Source organism: Pedobacter nyackensis (assembly GCF_900176505.1).
Lineage (GTDB): Bacteria > Bacteroidota > Bacteroidia > Sphingobacteriales > Sphingobacteriaceae > Pedobacter > Pedobacter nyackensis.
Genome location: NZ_FWYB01000001.1, coordinates 78,530 through 97,389, shown reverse-complemented (window position 1 = coordinate 97,389; position 18,860 = coordinate 78,530). Strand labels below are relative to the sequence as shown.

Here is an 18,860-nt window from a genome sequence, read left to right as displayed (position 1 = left end):
ATAGTTTAAAAAACACAGTACAAAGCGTTTGAAATACTGATTATCACCTTGATTAGGATGTTAGAAAAAAAAGTAACATATTTATTGCTTCTAATTTCTGGAAGCAATATGAAAAAAATCCTACTTAATTTATTACTCCTTACAGGCAGCATTAGCCTTTATGCACAGGATGCTGTTGATTACCAAACACCGGCTAAAGAAATGGCCGATTTACTTCTGGCCAAACCAACCCCGGCGATTAGCATTGACAGCAAAGCAGAATGGATGTTGTTAAGCGGGCGAAACTCTTACGCATCAGTCGAAGAACTAGCCATGCCTGAATACCGCATTGCCGGGCTGCGCATCAACCCCAATAATTACGCACCAAGTCGACAGGTTTACATCAATACCTTAAGTCTTAAAAATATCAAATCCGGCATAAGCAAAAACGTAACCGGATTACCGATGCCTTTATATGCAGGAAACATCAGCTGGAGCCCCGACCAGAAAAAGATTTCGTTCACTCATACTACTCAAAAAGGTGTAGACCTTTACCTCTTGGATGTAGCCACTGCAAAAGCTACAAAAATCAACAAACAATTTCTAAACACCGTATTGGGCAGCGGCATCACCTGGTTAAACAACACCACCCTACTTTACCGTGTAGCAACCAAACCGGCCAGTACGGCTCCGGCAAAGCCTTTAATGCCAAAAGGACCAACTGTACAGCAGAACCTGGGCAAGGCCGCGCCAAGCCCTACTTATCAGGATCTGATCAAATCACCATACGATGAGCAATTGTTTCAATTCTTTGCTACCTCTCAACTGGTAAAAAATACCAATGGAGTAGAAACTCCAATTGCAAAACCAGCTATTTATGCTGGCATAAGTCCATCACCGGATAAAAGCTACCTGCTGGTAAAAACTATCAGGAAACCATTCTCTTACCTGGTTTCAGCCAATGGTTTTCCATCTACGCTGGCGGTAACCGACCTGAATGGTAAACTTGTCAAAGAAATTGTGCAACTGCCTTCTACTGAAGGCACACCTTCCGGCTATGACAATACACAGAATGTACAAAGGGGTTTCGAATGGCGCGATGATGAGCCTGCAACTTTGATCTGGGCAAAGCCTTTAGATAGCGGACTGATTAAGTCGAAAGTTGATTACCATGATGCCGTTTATGCATTAAGTGCCCCTTTTACAGGTGAAGCCAAAGAACTATTCAAAACACAGACGCGCTATCGCGGAATCAGCTGGGCCGACGCTACACTAGCTCTGGTACAAGAAGGCCTGCGTAGCAAACAAACCGTAAAAGTAAGCAGGTATAACCCCACTACAGGTAGCCTTGAAACTTTGTTTGAACGCAACCAAACCGATGCTTATGGTGATCCTGGAAGTCCAACGACCACCAAAAACAAGTACGGCAGGCAGGTAATTCAGTTGCTGGACAATGGTACAAAAATGTTGATGAACAATACAACGGGATCTTCTCCAAAAGGCGACTTACCCTTTCTGGCTAAATTTGACCTGAATACGAAAAAGAACGAAATCATCTGGCGCAGTGCTGAAGGAAATTTCGAGCAGGTGATCGATGTATTAGATGCCAATAAGCTTGTGCTCTTGACGCGAAAAGAATCGCAGAAAGATATGCCCAATTATTTCATTAAGAATTTAGTACTTAGGCTAGCTGACAGACAAATCACCAACTTCAGTAATCCATATCCTTCATTGGAAGGTGTTAGCAAAGAAAAGGTCACTTACAAACGCGCTGATGGTGTAGACTTAACAGGCGACTTATACCTACCTAAAGGCTACGACAAAGTCAAAGATGGCCCCCTTCCGGTACTCCTATGGGCTTACCCACGTGAATTCAACTCTGCTACCGATGCAGCACAAATCAGGGGCTCCAAAGATCGCTTTACGACCATCAGCTGGGCTTCACCTATTTATTGGGTAACTCAGGGATATGCTGTACTGGATAATGCCGAAATGCCTATTGTAGCAGTAGATGGGAAGAAACCAAATGATACTTTTGTAAACCAGTTAAAACTGAATGCCGAAGCAGCAATTAACAAACTGGTAGATCTGGGTGTAGGTGATAGAAACCGTATGGCCGTTGGTGGACATAGCTATGGGGCTTTCATGACCTCAAACTTACTAGCGCATACCAATTTGTTTAAAGCGGGGCTTGCTCGCAGTGGTGCTTACAACAGAACCCTCACTCCTTTTGGATTTCAAAATGAAGAGCGCACCTATTGGGAGGTTCCACAGTTGTACTATGAAATGAGTCCATTCAGCTATGCCGACAAAATTAAAACACCTTTATTGCTAATCCATGGGGATTCGGATAACAATCCGGGCACATTCCCAATAAACAGTGAAAGATTATTCAATGCCATAAAAGGACATGGAGGAACTACACGGTTTGTATTTTTACCATACGAATCTCATAGTTATGCGGGTAAAGAGAACCTGCTTCATATGTTATGGGAAATGAATAGCTGGCTTGACACTTACGTTAAGAAAGCCAAATAATTATTTAAACCTGATTGCTTTTAAAGGGCTTATTCTGCTGACCAACATGGAAGGCAGGATAAGTACCATAAAGCAAATAACTATGGTAGCAAGGTTTAAAACGAGTACGTCAGCAAAGTGAATTTCGACCGGCACATAAGATAAGTAATAGGACGACTGATCTAGCTTATAGATGTGCGTGTACTGCTGCAAAAAGCCTAATCCCAGTCCCAATATATTACCAAGCAATAAGCCCAGACCAACCAGGTATAAAGCGTTGTACAGAAATATTTTCATTACGCTATAGTCCGACATACCAAACGCTTTCAGAATTCCGATCATATTGGTTCGTTCAAGAATCATAATCAGCAAAGCCGTTACCATATTGATTACTCCTACTACCATCATCAGCACCAACAGTACTTTTGTGTTGACATCCAACAAGGAAAGCCAGGTAAATATGGCCGGAAAGTATTCAGAAACCGATTCTGACTTTAACTTCAGCTCCATATTTTCATAAATACCATCAGAAACGGCCTTTAACTTAGCAAAATCCTTGATCCTGATCTCAATACCTCCGATTTCATCAGGTTTCCAGTTATTCAGCCTTCTGATAATATTCAGGTCGCCGATTACAAAGCCCTTATCAATCTCTTCAACACCAATATCATATATCCCCACAATTTTAAAGGGACGTTTTCTTGGAGGATTTTGTACAAAATACATGATAAAATCATCACCCACCTTTAATTTCAATCGGTTAGCAGTGAACTGGGAAATGAGGATCTGCTTGGTCGCCTTAACACTATCGGTAAAGTCGATCACATCACCGCTTACCAGGTGTTTACGGATATAATCCCAGTTAAAAGTCTTATCTATCCCTTTAAAATTAATCCCTTCAATCTCATTATTGGCTGAAATAATTGCTGGCTTGGTTGCATATGGTTGATAGAACTCGACCTCTGGATTATTTTTTAGCTGAGCTATGGTTTCCTTTTCGGGGACAAAGGGAGTCAGTTCAAAGGAATTGTTTAAGCCATGCTTAAATATCCTTACATCACCGATGTAACCTCTTACCTTTTCTTGTATTTCTGTTTTAAATCCTTTTATAATGGCCACAGAAAGCATCATCACGGCCAGACTAAGCATCACGCCTGCTATCGCTATCCGAACAATAAGCTTAGAAAAAGTACGCTCTGATTTTATGGCTATCCGCCCTGCTATGAAATATTCTGTATTCAACCTTCTGCAATAAATGGTAACTTAGCAAAAATGGTTATTTGATTTCGATTTAAAGTATTTAAAATTAAAAAGGTTCTTAAATGGCACAATCCTTAACACAACTCTTCCAGGCTTTACTTCTTTCATCTGTACTACTGGCCTGCGGTCCTTCCGCTTCTGTAGCCTTTAATCCAGCCGTTCCAAATCCATATAAGATAAAGGCTGAAGATATTGATAAACCCAGGCAAGAAAAATTAATTACAGGGGCAGAACAAACCGACCTCTATGTACCCTATTTAAAAGGGAAACGCGTGGGCATGGTGGTTAACCCGACCTCAATTATTGGTAAAGAAACTACGGTAGATAGTCTGTTGAAACTAGAGGTAAATATTGTTAAGATTTTTGGTCCTGAACATGGTTTTAGAGGAGATGCCAGTGCCGGGATACATGTTGATGATGATGTGGATAAAAAAACAGGCATCAAGGCCGTTTCCTTATATGGCAAGCATTCAATTCCGACAAAAGAAGACCTCGCTGATGTAGATGTGATGGTATTCGACATTCAGGATGTTGGTGTACGCTTTTATACCTACATCAATACATTGCAACATGTAATGGAAGCTTGTGCTGAGCATAATAAAGAAGTACTGATCCTGGACAGACCCAACCCCAATGGATTTTATATTGACGGACCAATACTAGACCCGCAATTCAAATCAGGTATTGGCTTAAAACCCATTCCAATTGTACATGGTTTAACCGTAGGTGAATATGCACAAATGCTAAATGGTGAAGGCTGGCTGGATAATAAACTGAAGTGCAGGATCAAGATCATCAAGGTAGCAAATTATACACATGACATGCCTTATGAATTGCCTGTAAAGCCTTCCCCTAATCTGAATACAGCCCAATCTATCTTGTTATACCCTTCTACATGCTTGTTTGAAGGCACTTATTTAAACCATGGTCGTGGTACCCAATTCCCCTTTACTGTAGTGGGAGCACCGGCTTTAAAAGGCAAGTATAGCTTTTCATTCACCCCTGTAAGCATTAAAGGAATGGCAGAAACACCGCTATTCATGAACCAGGTTTGTTATGGTTTAGACTTAAGAAATTATGATGTTTCCAATTTTAGAAAAACGAAACAGATTAACCTGGGCTGGATCATTGAACTGTATAAAGCTTCGCCAAACAAAGGCGACTTCTTTAATTCTAAGCTAAGCAAGCAAATGGGAGTGATTGAAAGACTTATTGGAGTTGCTGATTTCAGGAAACAGATCATTGCCGGGAAATCGGAAAAAGAAATCAGGGCAAGCTGGGAGCCGGGATTGAGCAAATACAAAACAATGCGTAAAAAGTATTTGTTGTATCCATAAGTAACTAATTGGTTATTTATAAACAAATGGATATGAAAAACCAGCCTAAAAAGAAAAGCGATACCCCAGGTAGTAACTATCAGGAAGAAATTCCGAAAGATAAGGTTCCTGAAGGTGATAAAGTGGTAAAAAAACCGGAGGATGAAGTCTACAAGGGTATAGAGCCCAATTTCAAGAACCCTGCTAAACAGCGCGAAGAGGATGAGCAACCGGTACATCCAATAAAAAAAGCCCCAAAAGAATAAGTTACAATTTATTCTTTTGGGTTGCGCTTAAAAACTGCATCAGCACTTTTTCATAATCCGCTTGCCGTCCTTATCTACATAATAAAACTTTCCGGACTGCCCCTTCCTGTATATGCCTGGCTGGCTATCTGTTGAATAAACCAGGCCACTATCTTTAAGGTCATCTAAGGGCTGGGCTGTATACATTGAATAAAATATGCGTTAAATTTTTAGTTATTTTGCTGTTGTTAAACAAACAGACAGGTATGAATATAGTTTTTATGGGTACGCCCGATTTTGCAGTTGCTTCTTTAAGTGCTTTAGTTGAGGCTGGGTTTAATGTTGTTGGTGTGGTTACCGCTGCTGATAAGCCTGCAGGTCGTGGTCAAAAACTACAGGAAAGTGCAGTTAAGCAGTATGCAATATCAAAAGGGCTGAAAGTACTACAACCTTTAAAGCTTAAAGACCCTGTATTTATTGAAGAATTAAAGGCTTTAAATGCAGATCTTCATGTAGTGGTAGCATTCAGGATGTTACCTGAAATGGTATGGAACATGCCCCCTAAAGGCACCATCAATCTACATGGATCCTTATTGCCTCAATATCGTGGAGCTGCCCCTATTAACCATGCTATCATCAATGGCGAAAAGGAAAGTGGCGTAACCACCTTCTTTTTGAAACATGAAATTGATACTGGTGACATCATCTTTGCTGAAAAAGTAAAAATTGCAGCTGATGATACGGCTGGAGATTTACATGATAACCTGATGAACGTTGGTGCAGGTTTACTGGTAAAGACAGTGAAGGCAATTGAAGCGGGAGATTACAAAGAACAACCACAAATTCAAAGTGACGAACTTAAGCATGCCCCAAAAATATTTAAAGAACACTGCTTAATTGATTGGAATCAGCCAGGGAGTAGCATCTATAACCTGATCCGCGGATTAAGCCCATATCCTACTGCTTTCACCAAATTAAACGATAAAACACTTAAGGTTTTTAAAGCTGAATTTGAAGAGAATGAACCGGGTATTTCTCCAGGAGCCTTTTTATCCGATGGCAAAAGCTACCTAAAATTCGCTGCAAAAGATGGTTTCATTAAAGTTACCGATTTGCAGTACGAAGGTAAGAAACGCATGAAAGTTGAAGAGTTTTTAAGAGGTATGCGACTATAACCAATAGGATAAGCGGACAATTTCTCTTGCCCGCTTATCATTCTTTATCGTTAATAGTTTCCGCAGGAATTATAAGGTATTTAGCTTAGCACTTAAGAGCTTAGTGATCTCATTAAAATAACGCTTGCGACCATATCCCATTACCCAGCGGATTCCACTGATGGCATTGGTTATGAATATCTCTTCTGCTGCTTTTAAAATTTCAGGATTAATCTGCGCCTCAATCACCTCAATATCGTGCGATCGGGCCATCCCCATCACTACATTACGCATCACTCCGGCTACACAGCCTTCTGATAATGCGGGGGTATAAATCTTTTTGTCGTACACCACGAAAATATTGGAACTGATACTTTCACATAAAAAGCCATGCTGGTTTAGAATGAAAGCGTCATCAAGTCTGTGCTGTTTTTTATACAACCCAGCCATCACATACAACAAAGCATTACTTGTTTTATAGTTGGAAAGACTGTTTACCGGTTTCGTCAATTCATCAAAAACATCAATAATCAATCCTTTCTTATTGAGTTCATAATTGCTTTCTTCCAATGCCGAAGCTTCTAAAACATAGCCTGCCTTGTTACTGTTAGGGGTATATAATCCATCGCCTGCTCTGTAAACCGACAGTCTAAAGCGTACATTCTCCTTTAATTTATTCTTTTTGCAAAGTTCTGCAGTCTTTTGCTTCAAAAAATACTCATCGAGCAAGGCACTGCCTTCCATTTTAAGGGCTACCATTCCCGCCCTTAACCGGTCCGCATGTAGCTCGGCAAATTTAAGCTTGCCGTTGCACATGCGCATCGTCTCAAAGAGTCCGTCGCCATATTTGAATCCACGGTTACCAGCCGTTAGAATCGGGTGATTAACGAGAACAAACTCGTCATTATGTAAAATATATTCGTGTTGCATTTATGATTGGCGAGGGCCTTAACTTGGTTGTACAATGTAATTTCTCCATTTATTCAATGCCGAATCGAAATCGGAAGGCAAAGGTGCTTCAAATTCCATATACTTTTTAGTACGCGGATGAATAAATCCTAAAGTTTGTGCGTGAAGCGCCTGACGTGGCAAAATTCCAAAACAATTCTGTACAAATTGCTTGTACTTATTAAAGGTAGTGCCTTTTAATATTTTATCTCCACCGTAATTGGCATCGTTAAATAAAGGGTGACCAATATGTTGCATATGTGCTCTGATTTGATGTGTACGGCCAGTTTCAAGCTGACAACTAATTAGGGTTACATAACCTAAACGTTCTAACACCTTATAATGTGTTACCGACCACTTACCTTTTTCTTCATCATCATAAACATCCATCACAATTCTGTTCTTTGCACTACGACCAATATAGCCGGTAACAGTACCATTATCCTCAATATCTCCCCATGCCAGGGCTACATATTTACGGGTAATGCTATGGTCGAAAAACTGTTTTGCCAGTTTAGTCATTGTAATCTCGTTCTTACTGATCAGCAGCAATCCAGAGGTATCTTTATCAATACGATGCACCAAACCCGGGCGTCCTTCGTTGCCCGGTAGCTGTGGCAATTGCTCAAAATGGAAAGCAAGTGCGTTAACCAGGGTTCCTGTATAGTTATTAAAACCCGGGTGCACCACCATTCCGGCAACCTTGTTGACTACCAGGAGGTCTTCATCTTCATATACAATATCAAGAGGAATATCTTCCGGATAAACTTCAGTATCACGGGGTGGATGTGGAAATACAATGGATATTTCATCCAAAGGTTTTACCTTATAACTCGGTTTAACCGTTTTCTGATTAACCAGTACATTCCCGGCATCAATTGCATTTTGTATACGGTTACGCGACGCATTTTCCATGCGCTGCATCAAAAACTTGTCGACGCGCAGCAAAGATTGTCCTTTATCTACAACAATATTAAAATGCTCATATAAATCCTGCTCCTCTAATTCCGGTTCGGTAATGTTTTCCATTTAATTTCTATTCTTATTTATTCGGTAATGGAGCTTGCAGCAGCTTTTAGCTTTGCAGGTTCCATTCTACAAAACTAACCTTTAACAATTACATATTTAAAAGAATTGGTCTGCTTTTTGTTAACCATCACTGTATACCTAACACAGAATTAACGAAACCGTTATAAACTCACCTGCTATACAACCTGCAGATAAGCGCATAACTACTTCATAATTAATGAAAAAACAAAAACCACGCTTATGAAAAATTTTACTCAAAACGTAATCATCATCCTCAATTTCTTCCCTTATCTGATTAAAAAGATTTATTTCAAACATTAACAGCTAAAAGCAAAAGGCCTCTATATTTGTAGCGATGTTTACAGATATATACAGTCCACTGCAGCAGTTAAAGCATTTTTCTGAGAATCAGATTTTCGTAAAGAGAGATGATTTAATTGATCCATATATTTCTGGGAACAAATGGCGCAAGCTTAAATATATCTTAGCCGCTGCCAGCGAACAACAAAAAAACCATTTGGTAACCTTTGGTGGCGCCTACTCCAATCACCTCGTGGCAACGGCTGCTGCCTGCTCAAGAAAAGGTTTAAAATGTACGGCTTTTGTACGTGGAGAGAAAATAGCGTGTGTGAATAACGAAATGCTACTGTTATGTAAACTATACGGCATGAAGTTGATTTTTACCGACAGACTAAGTTATAAACACAAAGCATCATTATTTGAGAAGTATTTTTCAGAAGATAGCAATGCTTTTTTCGTTGATGAAGGTGGGGCCAGTGCCGAAGCCGTAAAAGGATGCGCTGAAATCATTGCCGAATTACCCAATGACATCGATCATTTGTTTTGTGCTGCCGGAACAGGGACCACTGCAGCTGGTTTATTAAGTGGCATCTATCAACACGGACTAAAAACCACCTTACATGTTATTCCTGTTTTAAAGGGGGGAGATTTTATTGCGGATGAAATTCTAAAATATACAGGCCGCAATGATCAGCTGGTACTTCATACCAATTTTCATTTTGGAGGTTATGCGAAAACCACTCCCGTATTAATTGATTTCATCAAGAAATTTACCGCAGCAGAAGGTATGCTGATCGATCCGGTGTATACGGCAAAAATGTTTTATGCAATTGATAGCCTGTACACGGATAGGTATTTTAAACCCACAGACAAAATAGTAGCTTTACATACCGGAGGCCTCCTTGGATTACTAGGCATGAAGGACCGATTTAACGAAATATGATAAAAAATAAAATAGCAGTAATTGTACATGCCTGCGATAGATACGAATTGCTGTTTAAAGGTTTTGAGTATTTTTTTTCAAAATATTGGGATTTTGAAATCCCGGTAAATTATTATTTTGCAACTGAAGAGAAATCGGTTGACTTTAAGCATTTTAAAAATATCAAATCAGGTAAGGGAGAATGGACCAACCGTCTTTCAAATTTGCTTGATCAGATTGACGAAGACTACGTGATCTATTTTCAGGAAGACATGTGGCTAAGCAAACCCGTAGATGAAGAAGTATTTACCCAACTTTTCGATTTAGTTTTAGCAAATAAATGGCCCTTGGTTAAACTCAACTCATCACCTGTTTTTAAAACAAACAGCACAGATATGTTCATTAAAGGCTTCAATGTCTCCGTTTTAAATAATAAAGAAAGTGACTTCTTAATGTCGCACCAGGTATCACTATGGGACAAGGCCTTTTTAAAACAACAATTAATGGCCAATGAACACCCATGGAGAAACGAAAGAAAGGGAACCAAAAGACTAAGGAAGCTGGACCCTGAGATTTTCCATATGGATTACTTTGCTGAAAATGGCAGCCCGGCCATCAATAAAAATGCAGCTGAAGTAGTGAGGAGTGAATATCAGGGGATTTCTCTCAATGCAACCCTCAACCATAATGTTGTCCCTTTTTTAGAAGAACTTAAATCGGCACCGCATTTATCTGCATACACGCAGCAACTCCAATATAACTATACCCATCAGGTAACTCACGATGGCAAGCCTAAGCCCTTAAAAAAAGATTTTTTTAAACGGATGAAAACCTGGCTGAAAGGAAAATAACAAATACAGCTTAAACTAAAGAAATGAAAAAGACCATTTATTTAACTGCTTTTTTATCCATCCTGATTTTCGGATCCAGTTATGCACAGCTACTTAAACCAGGCTTCAACAAAGCCGAATGTATAGAAATGTTGAAAATATCTTCCCGCTTTGGAGAGGGGGATTATGTAAAAACCTTTCCTGAACCTGTACACTATAAAATGGACTACCGGTCTCCCGTAACGGGACTGGATAATCGCTGGGATTTGTGGGTAGGAAAGCCAAATGATACATTGAGTTCAACTGCCGTGATCAGTTTAAGAGGTACAACTCAAAATACGGTCAGCTGGCTGGCCAATTTTTATGCCGCTATGATACCTGCAACGGGTGAGTTGCAGATATCAAAAACAGATACGTTCAAATACCAGCTTGCCGCGAACCCGAAAGCAGCAGTTCATACCGGCTGGATGATCAGTCTCGCCTTTATGTCGAAAGGCATTCTTCATAAAATTGACTCCTGCTATAAACAAGGTATCAAAGAGGTGATCATTACGGGACATAGTCAGGGTGGTGCCATTGCTTACCTGCTAACGGCCTACTTATACAATTTGCAACAACAGAACCAGGTGCCAGCCGATATCCGTTTTAAAACCTATTGCACCGCAGCTCCTAAACCCGGAAACTTATTTTTCGCCTACGATTATGAAGCTACCACACGCAATTGGGCCTACAACATGGTTAACTCTGCCGATTGGGTTCCCGAAACACCGATGTCTGTCCAAACCCTTAATGATTTTAACGCAACGAATCCTTTTACAAACGTGAAAGCAACAATTAGCAAAATGCCTTTCCCTAAGAACCTGGCCATGAGGTATGCTTTCAATCGTTTAGATAAACCTACCAGAAGAGCACAAAGAAATTATCAAAAATACCTGGGTACGTTTACCTCTAAAATGGTAAAGGAACAAATTCCGGGTTATACGCCGCCTAAATATTTCGACAGCAGTAACTATGTGAGGACAGGAAATATGGTTTTATTACTTGCGGATGAGGACTATTACAAAGTGTATCCGGATAATCCGAGCACTTCTTTTGTTCATCATTTGCACCCTCCTTATTTACGTTTGGCGGAAAAGCTACCGGACAGTTTATAGCACCACACCCTTGTAATAAAAATTTCAATTAGCAATTGAAAAATACTACTTATAATTCGTAAATTAATACAATGTAGTGCTTAGTCAATAAGCCAGACAATCAGGGATATAGATATTTTATGGGAACGCTGAAAAATGATTTTTATCAACTGATAAAAACAAACGACCGACTTCTGAATTTCATTATTGATTCACCACCAAAGGGATTCTGGTATTGTAATTTAGAAGATATTCAGCAAATTTGGACAAACCCAGAATGCAAACAAACTTTAGGTTATGATGTATCGGACAAAATAACCAAACGCGAATCAATTATTCAGGAAGATGAGCTGCAAAAACTAATAGAAAATCTGGATGGTAAAGATTTCGACCCCGCGGCTCAATATCATGTGTCTTATCGACATTTTGATGGCTCTGTGTTACAAACCATTTGCACAGGACTTATTACCGAAAACAAAGATGGCAATCCATCAGGTTTGTTCATTGCCATTAAACAGGCTATCCCCGCTCATGGCCGCCGGAGAGTCAAACAACTTAATAAGCCTATTGATTTAGCACAGGAGTTTCAATATCTGAATGAAAGATTCAGGATCAGTGAAGAGAGATTTCAACGGGCTTTTGAAAATGCAGCGATAGGAATGGCTATTGTAAGTTTAAAAGGAAAATGGCTTCGCATTAACAACAGCTTATCTGAAATTCTCGGATACACCTCATCAGAATTGATAAAACTTGCCTTTCAGGACATTACCCACCCTGATGACCTGGATAAAGATTTAAACCTGGTGAATGAGGCCCTTGAAGGAAAAAGAGAATCTTACCAGATGGAAAAGAGGTACTTTCATAAAAACGGCCAGATCGTTTGGGCCATTTTAGCAGTATCTATTGTAAAAGATAGCTATGGAAAACCACTTCACTTTATCTCACAAATCACAGACATCAGTAAAATCAAAGAGGCTGAAATTGAAGTTAAATCTGTTTTAGCTGTAACCAACGACCAAAACAGACGACTACTCAATTTTGCACATATTGTTTCCCATAACCTCCGCTCCCATTCCGGAAACCTTACCATGCTGCTTAGTTTTATAGAGACTGATACAGATGAACATTCCAGAAATGAATTGTTCAAGATGTTTCGCCATGCAGCCACCAATCTTCAGGAAACCGTTGGCCACCTGAATGAAGTGGTTGCCGTAAATACCACAACGCATGAAAACTTAACGGAAGTCAACCTTGGCAAAGCCATAAATGGGGCCATTGGAAGTATTGAGGCGCTATTAAAGGCTGAAAGAGTGAAATGTATCAACGAGGTAGAGAAAAATATTATCATCAGCGCAGTCCCCGCCTACCTGGATAGTATCTTACTTAATTTTTTAACCAATTCTATCAAGTATCACGCTAAAGAACGAAAACCCGTGATTAAACTCTCAGCCGAAACAAAAGATAATTTAGTGATTTTAAGTATACAAGATAATGGCCTGGGCATCGATTTAAACCTCAACAGAGATAAAATGTTCGGTATGTATAAAACTTTCCACGGTAATAAAGACGCCCGGGGAATAGGCTTATTTATCACCAAAAACCAGATAGAAGCAATGGGCGGAAAGGTTTACGTGGAAAGCGAAGTGGACAAGGGTACCACTTTTAAAATTCACTTTAAGCGGAGGTAAATCAGCTCATCGGGTTATTAGGCCTTAATTTGCTCCATTGCCGCGCTATATTCTGCCCTGCGGGCGGCGCTATTACAAGCGGCACGATGGTACAACATTTCCTGGGCAGCCTCCTTATTCTTGTCTTCCCCTTTCCAGATATCCAGAGCTGGCTGCTGTATGGCCCTTGAAAAAGAAAACGTTAAAGGCCATGGCATCAATTGTCCGTACCTATGCTGCATCATATTTAAACGTTCCGAAGCAAGCTGATAAGCTTGTCCACCGGAAAGGAATGCAATACCTCCTACAGCAGCAGGAACTACTCTAAGAAAAGAAGTGATGGTCTCTGCGGCGATTTCCTCTGTATCGCGCTGATCTGAACAGGCCAATCCCGGCAAAATCATATTCGGCTTTAGGATCATTCCTTCCAGCGAAACCCGTTGTTCGTACAATTCATTAAAAACTGCCTTCAATACATCCCGTGTAACCTCGGCACATCGTTGAATGCTATGATCCCCATCCATAAGCACTTCAGGCTCTACAACAGGCACAATTCCGGCTTCCTGACAAAGCGCAGCGTACCTCCCCAGGGTAAAAGCATTCGCTTTTATGCAGGTTTTTGTAGGAATTCCCTCATCAATGGCAATAACTGCGCGAAACTTGGCGAACCGTAAACCCAGCTCATAATAGCCCGCTAACCGTTCACGCATTCCATCCAGCCCTTCTGCGATCTTCTCGCCTGGAAATTTCGGTAATAAAACAACTCCCTTATCGACTTTTATTCCTGAAATAATTCCTTTATGCTCCAGTATATCCAGAAAGGAGGTGCCGGTTTCTGTTTTTTGATAAAGCGTTTCCTCAAAAAGAATTGCACCACTGATGCTTTCTTCCAAATTGGGCGTAGTCACTATCAATTCCCGATACTTTCGTCTGAATTCTTCTGTTTCCGGTATCCCCAATGCTTTGAACCTTTTGTTACAGGTTCCCAGACTTTCATCCATTGCTAACAATCCTTTATCGTCGGCCATAAGCCTTTCAGCGATATTTTTAAGTTCCAATGTGTACATAACGATGTGTATAATTAAACGGAGGATTTAAGTTCCTCCAGTAATGCCATTGCTCTTTTTACCACATTTTCTGCAGTAAAGCCATATTCTTCCCACACTTCTTCACCAGGAGCAGATTCGCCAAATTTATTGATGCCAATTACATCGCCCTCATCGGTTACATATTTATGCCAACCCAATGGAGATCCTGCTTCTACGGCCAATCGTTTTCTTAAAGCTTTTGGAAAGATCTTTTCTTTGTAAACGTCATCTTGCTTTTCGAACAATTCCCAGGAAGGCATACTGATCACCCTTGCTGCAACATTTTTGGCTTTCAATTGTTGCTGAGCATTTAATAACAACTGAACTTCCGAGCCTGTACCTATCAGTATAATCTGTGCTGGTTTTTCAGATTCTGAAAGTATATAGGCTCCCTTTTCAAGTTTAGTCGCTTTGGTATATTTTTCCTGGTCAATAACCGGCAGTTCCTGCCTGGTTAAAATCAGGGCGACCGGACCACCGGAATGCTCGAGTGCTACCCGCCATGCCTGGGCAGTTTCATTTGCATCCGCCGGACGGATCACCGTTAAATTAGGGACCGACCTTAAACCGATCAGCTGCTCTACAGGTTGATGGGTGGTACCATCTTCTCCCAAAGCTATACTATCGTGCGTGTAAATAAATATTGGCCGGATTTTCATGATCGCTGCCAGCCGAATAGGCGGCCGCATATAATCTGAAAATATAAGAAATGTAGCGCCGTAAGGAATAATGCATTTACTTAGTGCCATTCCATTCAATATGGCTCCCATAGCATGTTCCCTAACTCCGAAATGAAAAATACGGCCGCTGTAGTGTCCTGAAGAAAATGATTCATACGCTTTCAGGTCAGTATCAGTGGAAGGCGAAAGATCAGCAGAACCGCCCATCAAATTAGGTAGATCACCAGCAATCGCATTCAGCACTTTCCCTGATGCTTTACGGGTTGCTATTTTTTCTTCCCCAGCTTTAAAAACCGGCAATTTCTCTTTCCATCCTTCAGGCAGTTTACCACTGCTTATTAATTCATATTCACTGGCCAACGCTGTATGCTTTTCTTTGTAGCGCTTATACAATTCATTCCATTCCTGCTCTTTTTTAATCCCTCTCTTCCCTGCTTCACGATAATAACGCTGAACCTCAGGCGACACTTCAAAGTGCTTGTCTGGATCAAAGCCAAGATTTTTCTTCACCAGCTTCACCTCATCTTCGCCTAATGGGGCACCATGAGCAGCTGCTGTATCCATTTTATTCGGACTACCATAACCAATATGGGTCCGCACCTTAATCAATGAAGGACGTTTAGTTTCTTTTTGGGCATTTTTAATGGCTGCTGAAAGCGCATCAATATCATTTCCATCCGGCAACACCTGTACATGCCAACCATAGGCTTCAAAGCGTTGTGCTACATCTTCATCAAAGGCCAGCTCTGTATTTCCTTCAATCGTAATGTGGTTATCATCGTATAGGTAAATGATATTGCCCAGTTGCAGATGCCCTGCGATAGAAGCGGCTTCAGAACTGACGCCTTCCATCATATCTCCATCACTGCAGATGGCATAAATTTTATAATCAAACAAATCAAAACCAGGTTTATTGTAACGTCTAGCCATATGTTTTTGGGCAATTGCAAAGCCTATTCCATTGGCAAAACCTTGTCCCAATGGCCCTGTGGTTACTTCGATCCCAGCCAACAATCCATACTCCGGGTGTCCGGCAGTTTTGCTGTGTAATTGCCTGAAAGACTTCATATCATTCATGGTAATATCGTAGCCCGTTAAATACAAAAAGCTATATTGTAACATGCAAGCATGTCCGGCAGACAATATAAAACGGTCGCGATTTGCCCATTCCGGATTTTTTGGGTTGTAAGTCATGCTTTCAGTCCACAAAACATGACCAATGGGCGCTAGCCCCATTGGTGTTCCAGGATGTCCTGAATTTGCCCTTTGAACAGCATCAATAGACAATACACGAACGGTATTGATACACAGCTGCTGGATAGGATCAATCTTCATTTGATAGTTTTTCACGTTCCCTGCCTTTCTTTAGGTCCACTGGAAATATTCCGGCCATTTCACCAATAACATTTACCAGTTCTGAACCGGTTGGGATCACAATTTTAGCATTAGACCTTAATGAATTCTCAACCATTTCTAACTTTCTTAACAATTGTGCATTGCCTATAAAGTACTCGTTAGCCGCATCATTCACCAGCTTAATGGCCTCAGCATCACCTTCAGCATGCAGAATTTTTGCCTGTCTTGATCCTTCTGCTTCTTTGATCTTTGCGCGTTTCACTCCATCTGCCGCTGTTTCCGTTGCCGTTGCATAATCGATAGCTGCTATCTTCTCATTTTCTGCTTTTACGACTTTATTCATGGTCTCCTGTACATCTTTAGGCGGATCGATCTCTTTTAATTCTGTACGCACAATTACAATTCCCCAGGTTGCAGTTTCATTTCTTAAGGTATTGTGTAATTCAGCGTTGATTTTTCCCCTTTCGCTATTTGCCGACCTTAAAGTAAGGGTGCCTATAATATTCCTCAGCGTGGTACGGGCAAGATTTACAATTTGTAATTTGTAGTTGTTCACATTGTACAGCGAACTTTTCACACTTTCTTCATTTTCCATTACCCTGAAATAAACCTGCGCATCCACGCTGGCGTTCAGGTTATCGTTGGTTATAATTTCCTGTGGCTGTGCATCTACCATCTGTTCAGTGATGTTGATCACATACATTTTATCGATAAAGGGAATAATCCAGTGAAAGCCGGGCTGAGCAAACTTCGTGTATTTTCCGAGCCTTTCGATCAGCCCTCTATGCGTTGGCCGAACTATTTTTACCCCCATGAAGAATAATACGATTATAATAGCGAGGGTCATTAAGGTTTCTGTTCCCATTTTTTTTAATTGTTTAAGCCTATCCAATAGAGGATTCTGTTAGCTAAAACATAGGGAATCAGAGAATTGTTTTAAGACTACTTCTTTGCAGATTTTATATCAGCAGCGGACACAGCATCAGCTCCGGGCCCAAACTGTTTACGGACATAACTAAGCAAAACGGCCAGATCATTATCCTCAATAAAGGAAAATTTAGGCATTGCATTTTTACCATTTAGCACAGTATGCATCAGTTGATTTTTATCTCCGGCAACTACCGGTGATTTTAACAAGGCAGGAAAAGCATTTTCAATCCCCTTACCGTCCTCTTTATGGCAAGATGCACAGTAATTGGTATAAAGCAGTGCGCCCTTATTCAACACCGCAGTACTTTTATGCACAATAACAGCCGATTTTGCTGTTGGATTAGCATGTTTTGCATCCAGGCGATAAATCCGGATGATTCTGTCGTCATTTTTAGCCGGAGCAGCATTAGGATTCCAGTCGCGGTTACTTGTAGCTACATACACATCCCCGGCAGGAGAAACACATACGGAACGCAGCCTGCCAAATGTTTTTTCAAAGTAATTCAGCTCTTTAGTGATGCCAGTTCCGGTGGTATTCAAAGTTAAGGAATGCAGACTATTTCCTTTTAACGTAGTTAAGAGCAGGCTGCCTTTAAGTTCTGGGATTTTATCAGATGAATAATAAGCCATCCCTGCCGGTGCAATTGTTGGCGTCCATGATCTTAATGGAGCAATAACTATAGCATCTTTGGCGAAGGGTTTTTCCTTCTCAGTATCTACAAAACCTTCTATAAACGGCCATCCGTAATTGGCTCCTTTGCGAATCAGGTTAACCTCATCATCAGTAGCATCACCATGGTCGGAACAATATAACTTGCCATTAGCATATACAAGTCCCTGAGGATTACGAAGTCCCCAGGCCCATACTGCATTCCCCTTAACCGGATTATCAACAGGAATCTTCCCCTCTAAATTATACCGCAGCACTTTCCCATTTGGAGATTTGATATTTTGTGCATTACCATCCTGAGCACCATCTCCTGTAGAGATCATCACCATCCCATCCGGTGCGATCACAATGCGGGAACCGAAGTGCGAAGACCAGGCTGGATACTCCAGAAAAACTACAGGATTAAGCAGTGTATCTTTTAGCTCATTATAGGTATAACGAACCACTTTAGAGACTTTGTTCTTTTCTTTTGAATATCCAGTATAATTGATAAAAACATAAGGATGAGCTTTCATATCGGGATGCAAGGTCATTCCTAACAAGCCGGATGTTCGGTCGCGAAAAACATCAGGAACAGTTAATAACCGCTTAGTTTTACCGTTCTCAGGATTTACCTTGCTAATGTTGCCCGACTGTTCCGTATACCAGATCTGCTGATCTGGTCCCCATGCAATTTGCCAGGGCACATTTAGATGCGTCGCTACCGACTGTATCCCAACTGTACTCGCTCCTATCCGGAACTGTTGTTCAGGCGGATTGCTAAGCTTGGAAGAATTGCAATGAATAAACAAGCCTGCCAGAGGCAATAAAGCAACAATTCTGATAAAACGCATCAT

At 40.8% G+C, this 18,860-nt stretch carries 15 protein-coding genes; 8 read left to right on the top strand and 7 right to left on the bottom strand.

The features are described 5' to 3' along the window. Positions 1 to 108: 108 nt before the first annotated feature. Positions 109 to 2,517 (top strand): alpha/beta hydrolase family protein, encoded by a 2,409-nt coding sequence (locus B9A18_RS00375; RefSeq protein ID WP_084287412.1) that lies wholly within the window; start codon positions 109 to 111, stop codon positions 2,515 to 2,517. On the opposite strand, the gene B9A18_RS00370 is transcribed toward B9A18_RS00375, so the two are convergent. Further along, the gene (locus tag B9A18_RS00370) at positions 2,518 to 3,738 is read right to left on the bottom strand and encodes an ABC transporter permease (RefSeq protein WP_084286683.1); all 1,221 of its coding nucleotides are present in this window, start codon (positions 3,736 to 3,738) and stop codon (positions 2,518 to 2,520) included. An 80-nt stretch (positions 3,739 to 3,818) separates the two neighbouring features. On the opposite strand from B9A18_RS00370, the gene B9A18_RS00365 reads away from it, so the two are divergent. The 3 genes from B9A18_RS00365 to fmt all read left to right on the top strand — a co-directional run bounded on the left by B9A18_RS00365 (position 3,819) and on the right by fmt (position 6,492). Beyond that, positions 3,819 to 5,093: an exo-beta-N-acetylmuramidase NamZ family protein gene (locus tag B9A18_RS00365; protein ID WP_084286682.1), complete on the top strand. Its 1,275-nt coding sequence runs from the start codon at positions 3,819 to 3,821 to the stop codon at positions 5,091 to 5,093. Between the two features lie 32 nt (positions 5,094 to 5,125). After that, a complete protein-coding gene (locus B9A18_RS00360) occupies positions 5,126 to 5,338 on the top strand; it encodes a hypothetical protein (protein WP_084287411.1) in 213 nt (70 codons plus the stop codon). A 245-nt stretch (positions 5,339 to 5,583) separates the two neighbouring features. Beyond that, positions 5,584 to 6,492 (top strand): methionyl-tRNA formyltransferase, encoded by a 909-nt coding sequence (gene fmt, locus B9A18_RS00355; RefSeq protein ID WP_084286681.1) that lies wholly within the window; start codon positions 5,584 to 5,586, stop codon positions 6,490 to 6,492. Positions 6,493 to 6,561: 69 nt separating this feature from the next. Here the strand turns inward: fmt and B9A18_RS00350 are convergent, their stop codons facing one another. After that, a complete protein-coding gene (locus tag B9A18_RS00350) occupies positions 6,562 to 7,401 on the bottom strand; it encodes an aminotransferase class IV (RefSeq protein WP_084286680.1) in 840 nt (279 codons plus the stop codon). An 18-nt stretch (positions 7,402 to 7,419) separates the two neighbouring features. Continuing rightward, positions 7,420 to 8,448, bottom strand: a complete 1,029-nt coding sequence (locus tag B9A18_RS00345) for an RluA family pseudouridine synthase (RefSeq protein WP_084286679.1) — start codon at positions 8,446 to 8,448, stop codon at positions 7,420 to 7,422. 355 nt (positions 8,449 to 8,803) lie between these two features. On the opposite strand from B9A18_RS00345, the gene B9A18_RS00335 reads away from it, so the two are divergent. The 4 genes from B9A18_RS00335 (at position 8,804) to B9A18_RS00320 (ending at position 13,321) form a co-directional block, all read left to right on the top strand. Further along, the gene (locus tag B9A18_RS00335; protein WP_084286677.1) at positions 8,804 to 9,691 is read left to right on the top strand and encodes a 1-aminocyclopropane-1-carboxylate deaminase/D-cysteine desulfhydrase; all 888 of its coding nucleotides are present in this window, start codon (positions 8,804 to 8,806) and stop codon (positions 9,689 to 9,691) included. Continuing rightward, complete coding sequence (locus B9A18_RS00330; protein ID WP_084286676.1) at positions 9,688 to 10,521, top strand: hypothetical protein; 834 nt, start codon at positions 9,688 to 9,690, stop codon at positions 10,519 to 10,521. The genes B9A18_RS00335 and B9A18_RS00330 overlap by 4 nt, the downstream gene beginning before the upstream one ends. Before the next feature lie 23 nt (positions 10,522 to 10,544). Continuing rightward, positions 10,545 to 11,654 (top strand): lipase family protein, encoded by a 1,110-nt coding sequence (locus B9A18_RS00325; protein ID WP_084286675.1) that lies wholly within the window; start codon positions 10,545 to 10,547, stop codon positions 11,652 to 11,654. Positions 11,655 to 11,773: 119 nt separating this feature from the next. Beyond that, a complete protein-coding gene (locus B9A18_RS00320; protein WP_084286674.1) occupies positions 11,774 to 13,321 on the top strand; it encodes a sensor histidine kinase in 1,548 nt (515 codons plus the stop codon). A gap of 17 nt (positions 13,322 to 13,338) precedes the next feature. Here B9A18_RS00320 and B9A18_RS00315 read toward each other — a convergent pair whose 3' ends face one another. The 4 genes from B9A18_RS00315 to B9A18_RS00300 form a co-directional block, all read right to left on the bottom strand. Next, complete coding sequence (locus B9A18_RS00315; RefSeq protein WP_084286673.1) at positions 13,339 to 14,367, bottom strand: class I fructose-bisphosphate aldolase; 1,029 nt, start codon at positions 14,365 to 14,367, stop codon at positions 13,339 to 13,341. A gap of 14 nt (positions 14,368 to 14,381) precedes the next feature. Beyond that, positions 14,382 to 16,403: a transketolase gene (gene tkt / locus B9A18_RS00310; protein WP_084287410.1), complete on the bottom strand. Its 2,022-nt coding sequence runs from the start codon at positions 16,401 to 16,403 to the stop codon at positions 14,382 to 14,384. After that, complete coding sequence (locus B9A18_RS00305) at positions 16,393 to 17,289, bottom strand: SPFH domain-containing protein (RefSeq protein WP_200816288.1); 897 nt, start codon at positions 17,287 to 17,289, stop codon at positions 16,393 to 16,395. The genes tkt and B9A18_RS00305 overlap by 11 nt, the downstream gene beginning before the upstream one ends. A gap of 77 nt (positions 17,290 to 17,366) precedes the next feature. Then, a complete protein-coding gene (locus B9A18_RS00300) occupies positions 17,367 to 18,860 on the bottom strand; it encodes a PQQ-dependent sugar dehydrogenase (RefSeq protein WP_200816287.1) in 1,494 nt (497 codons plus the stop codon).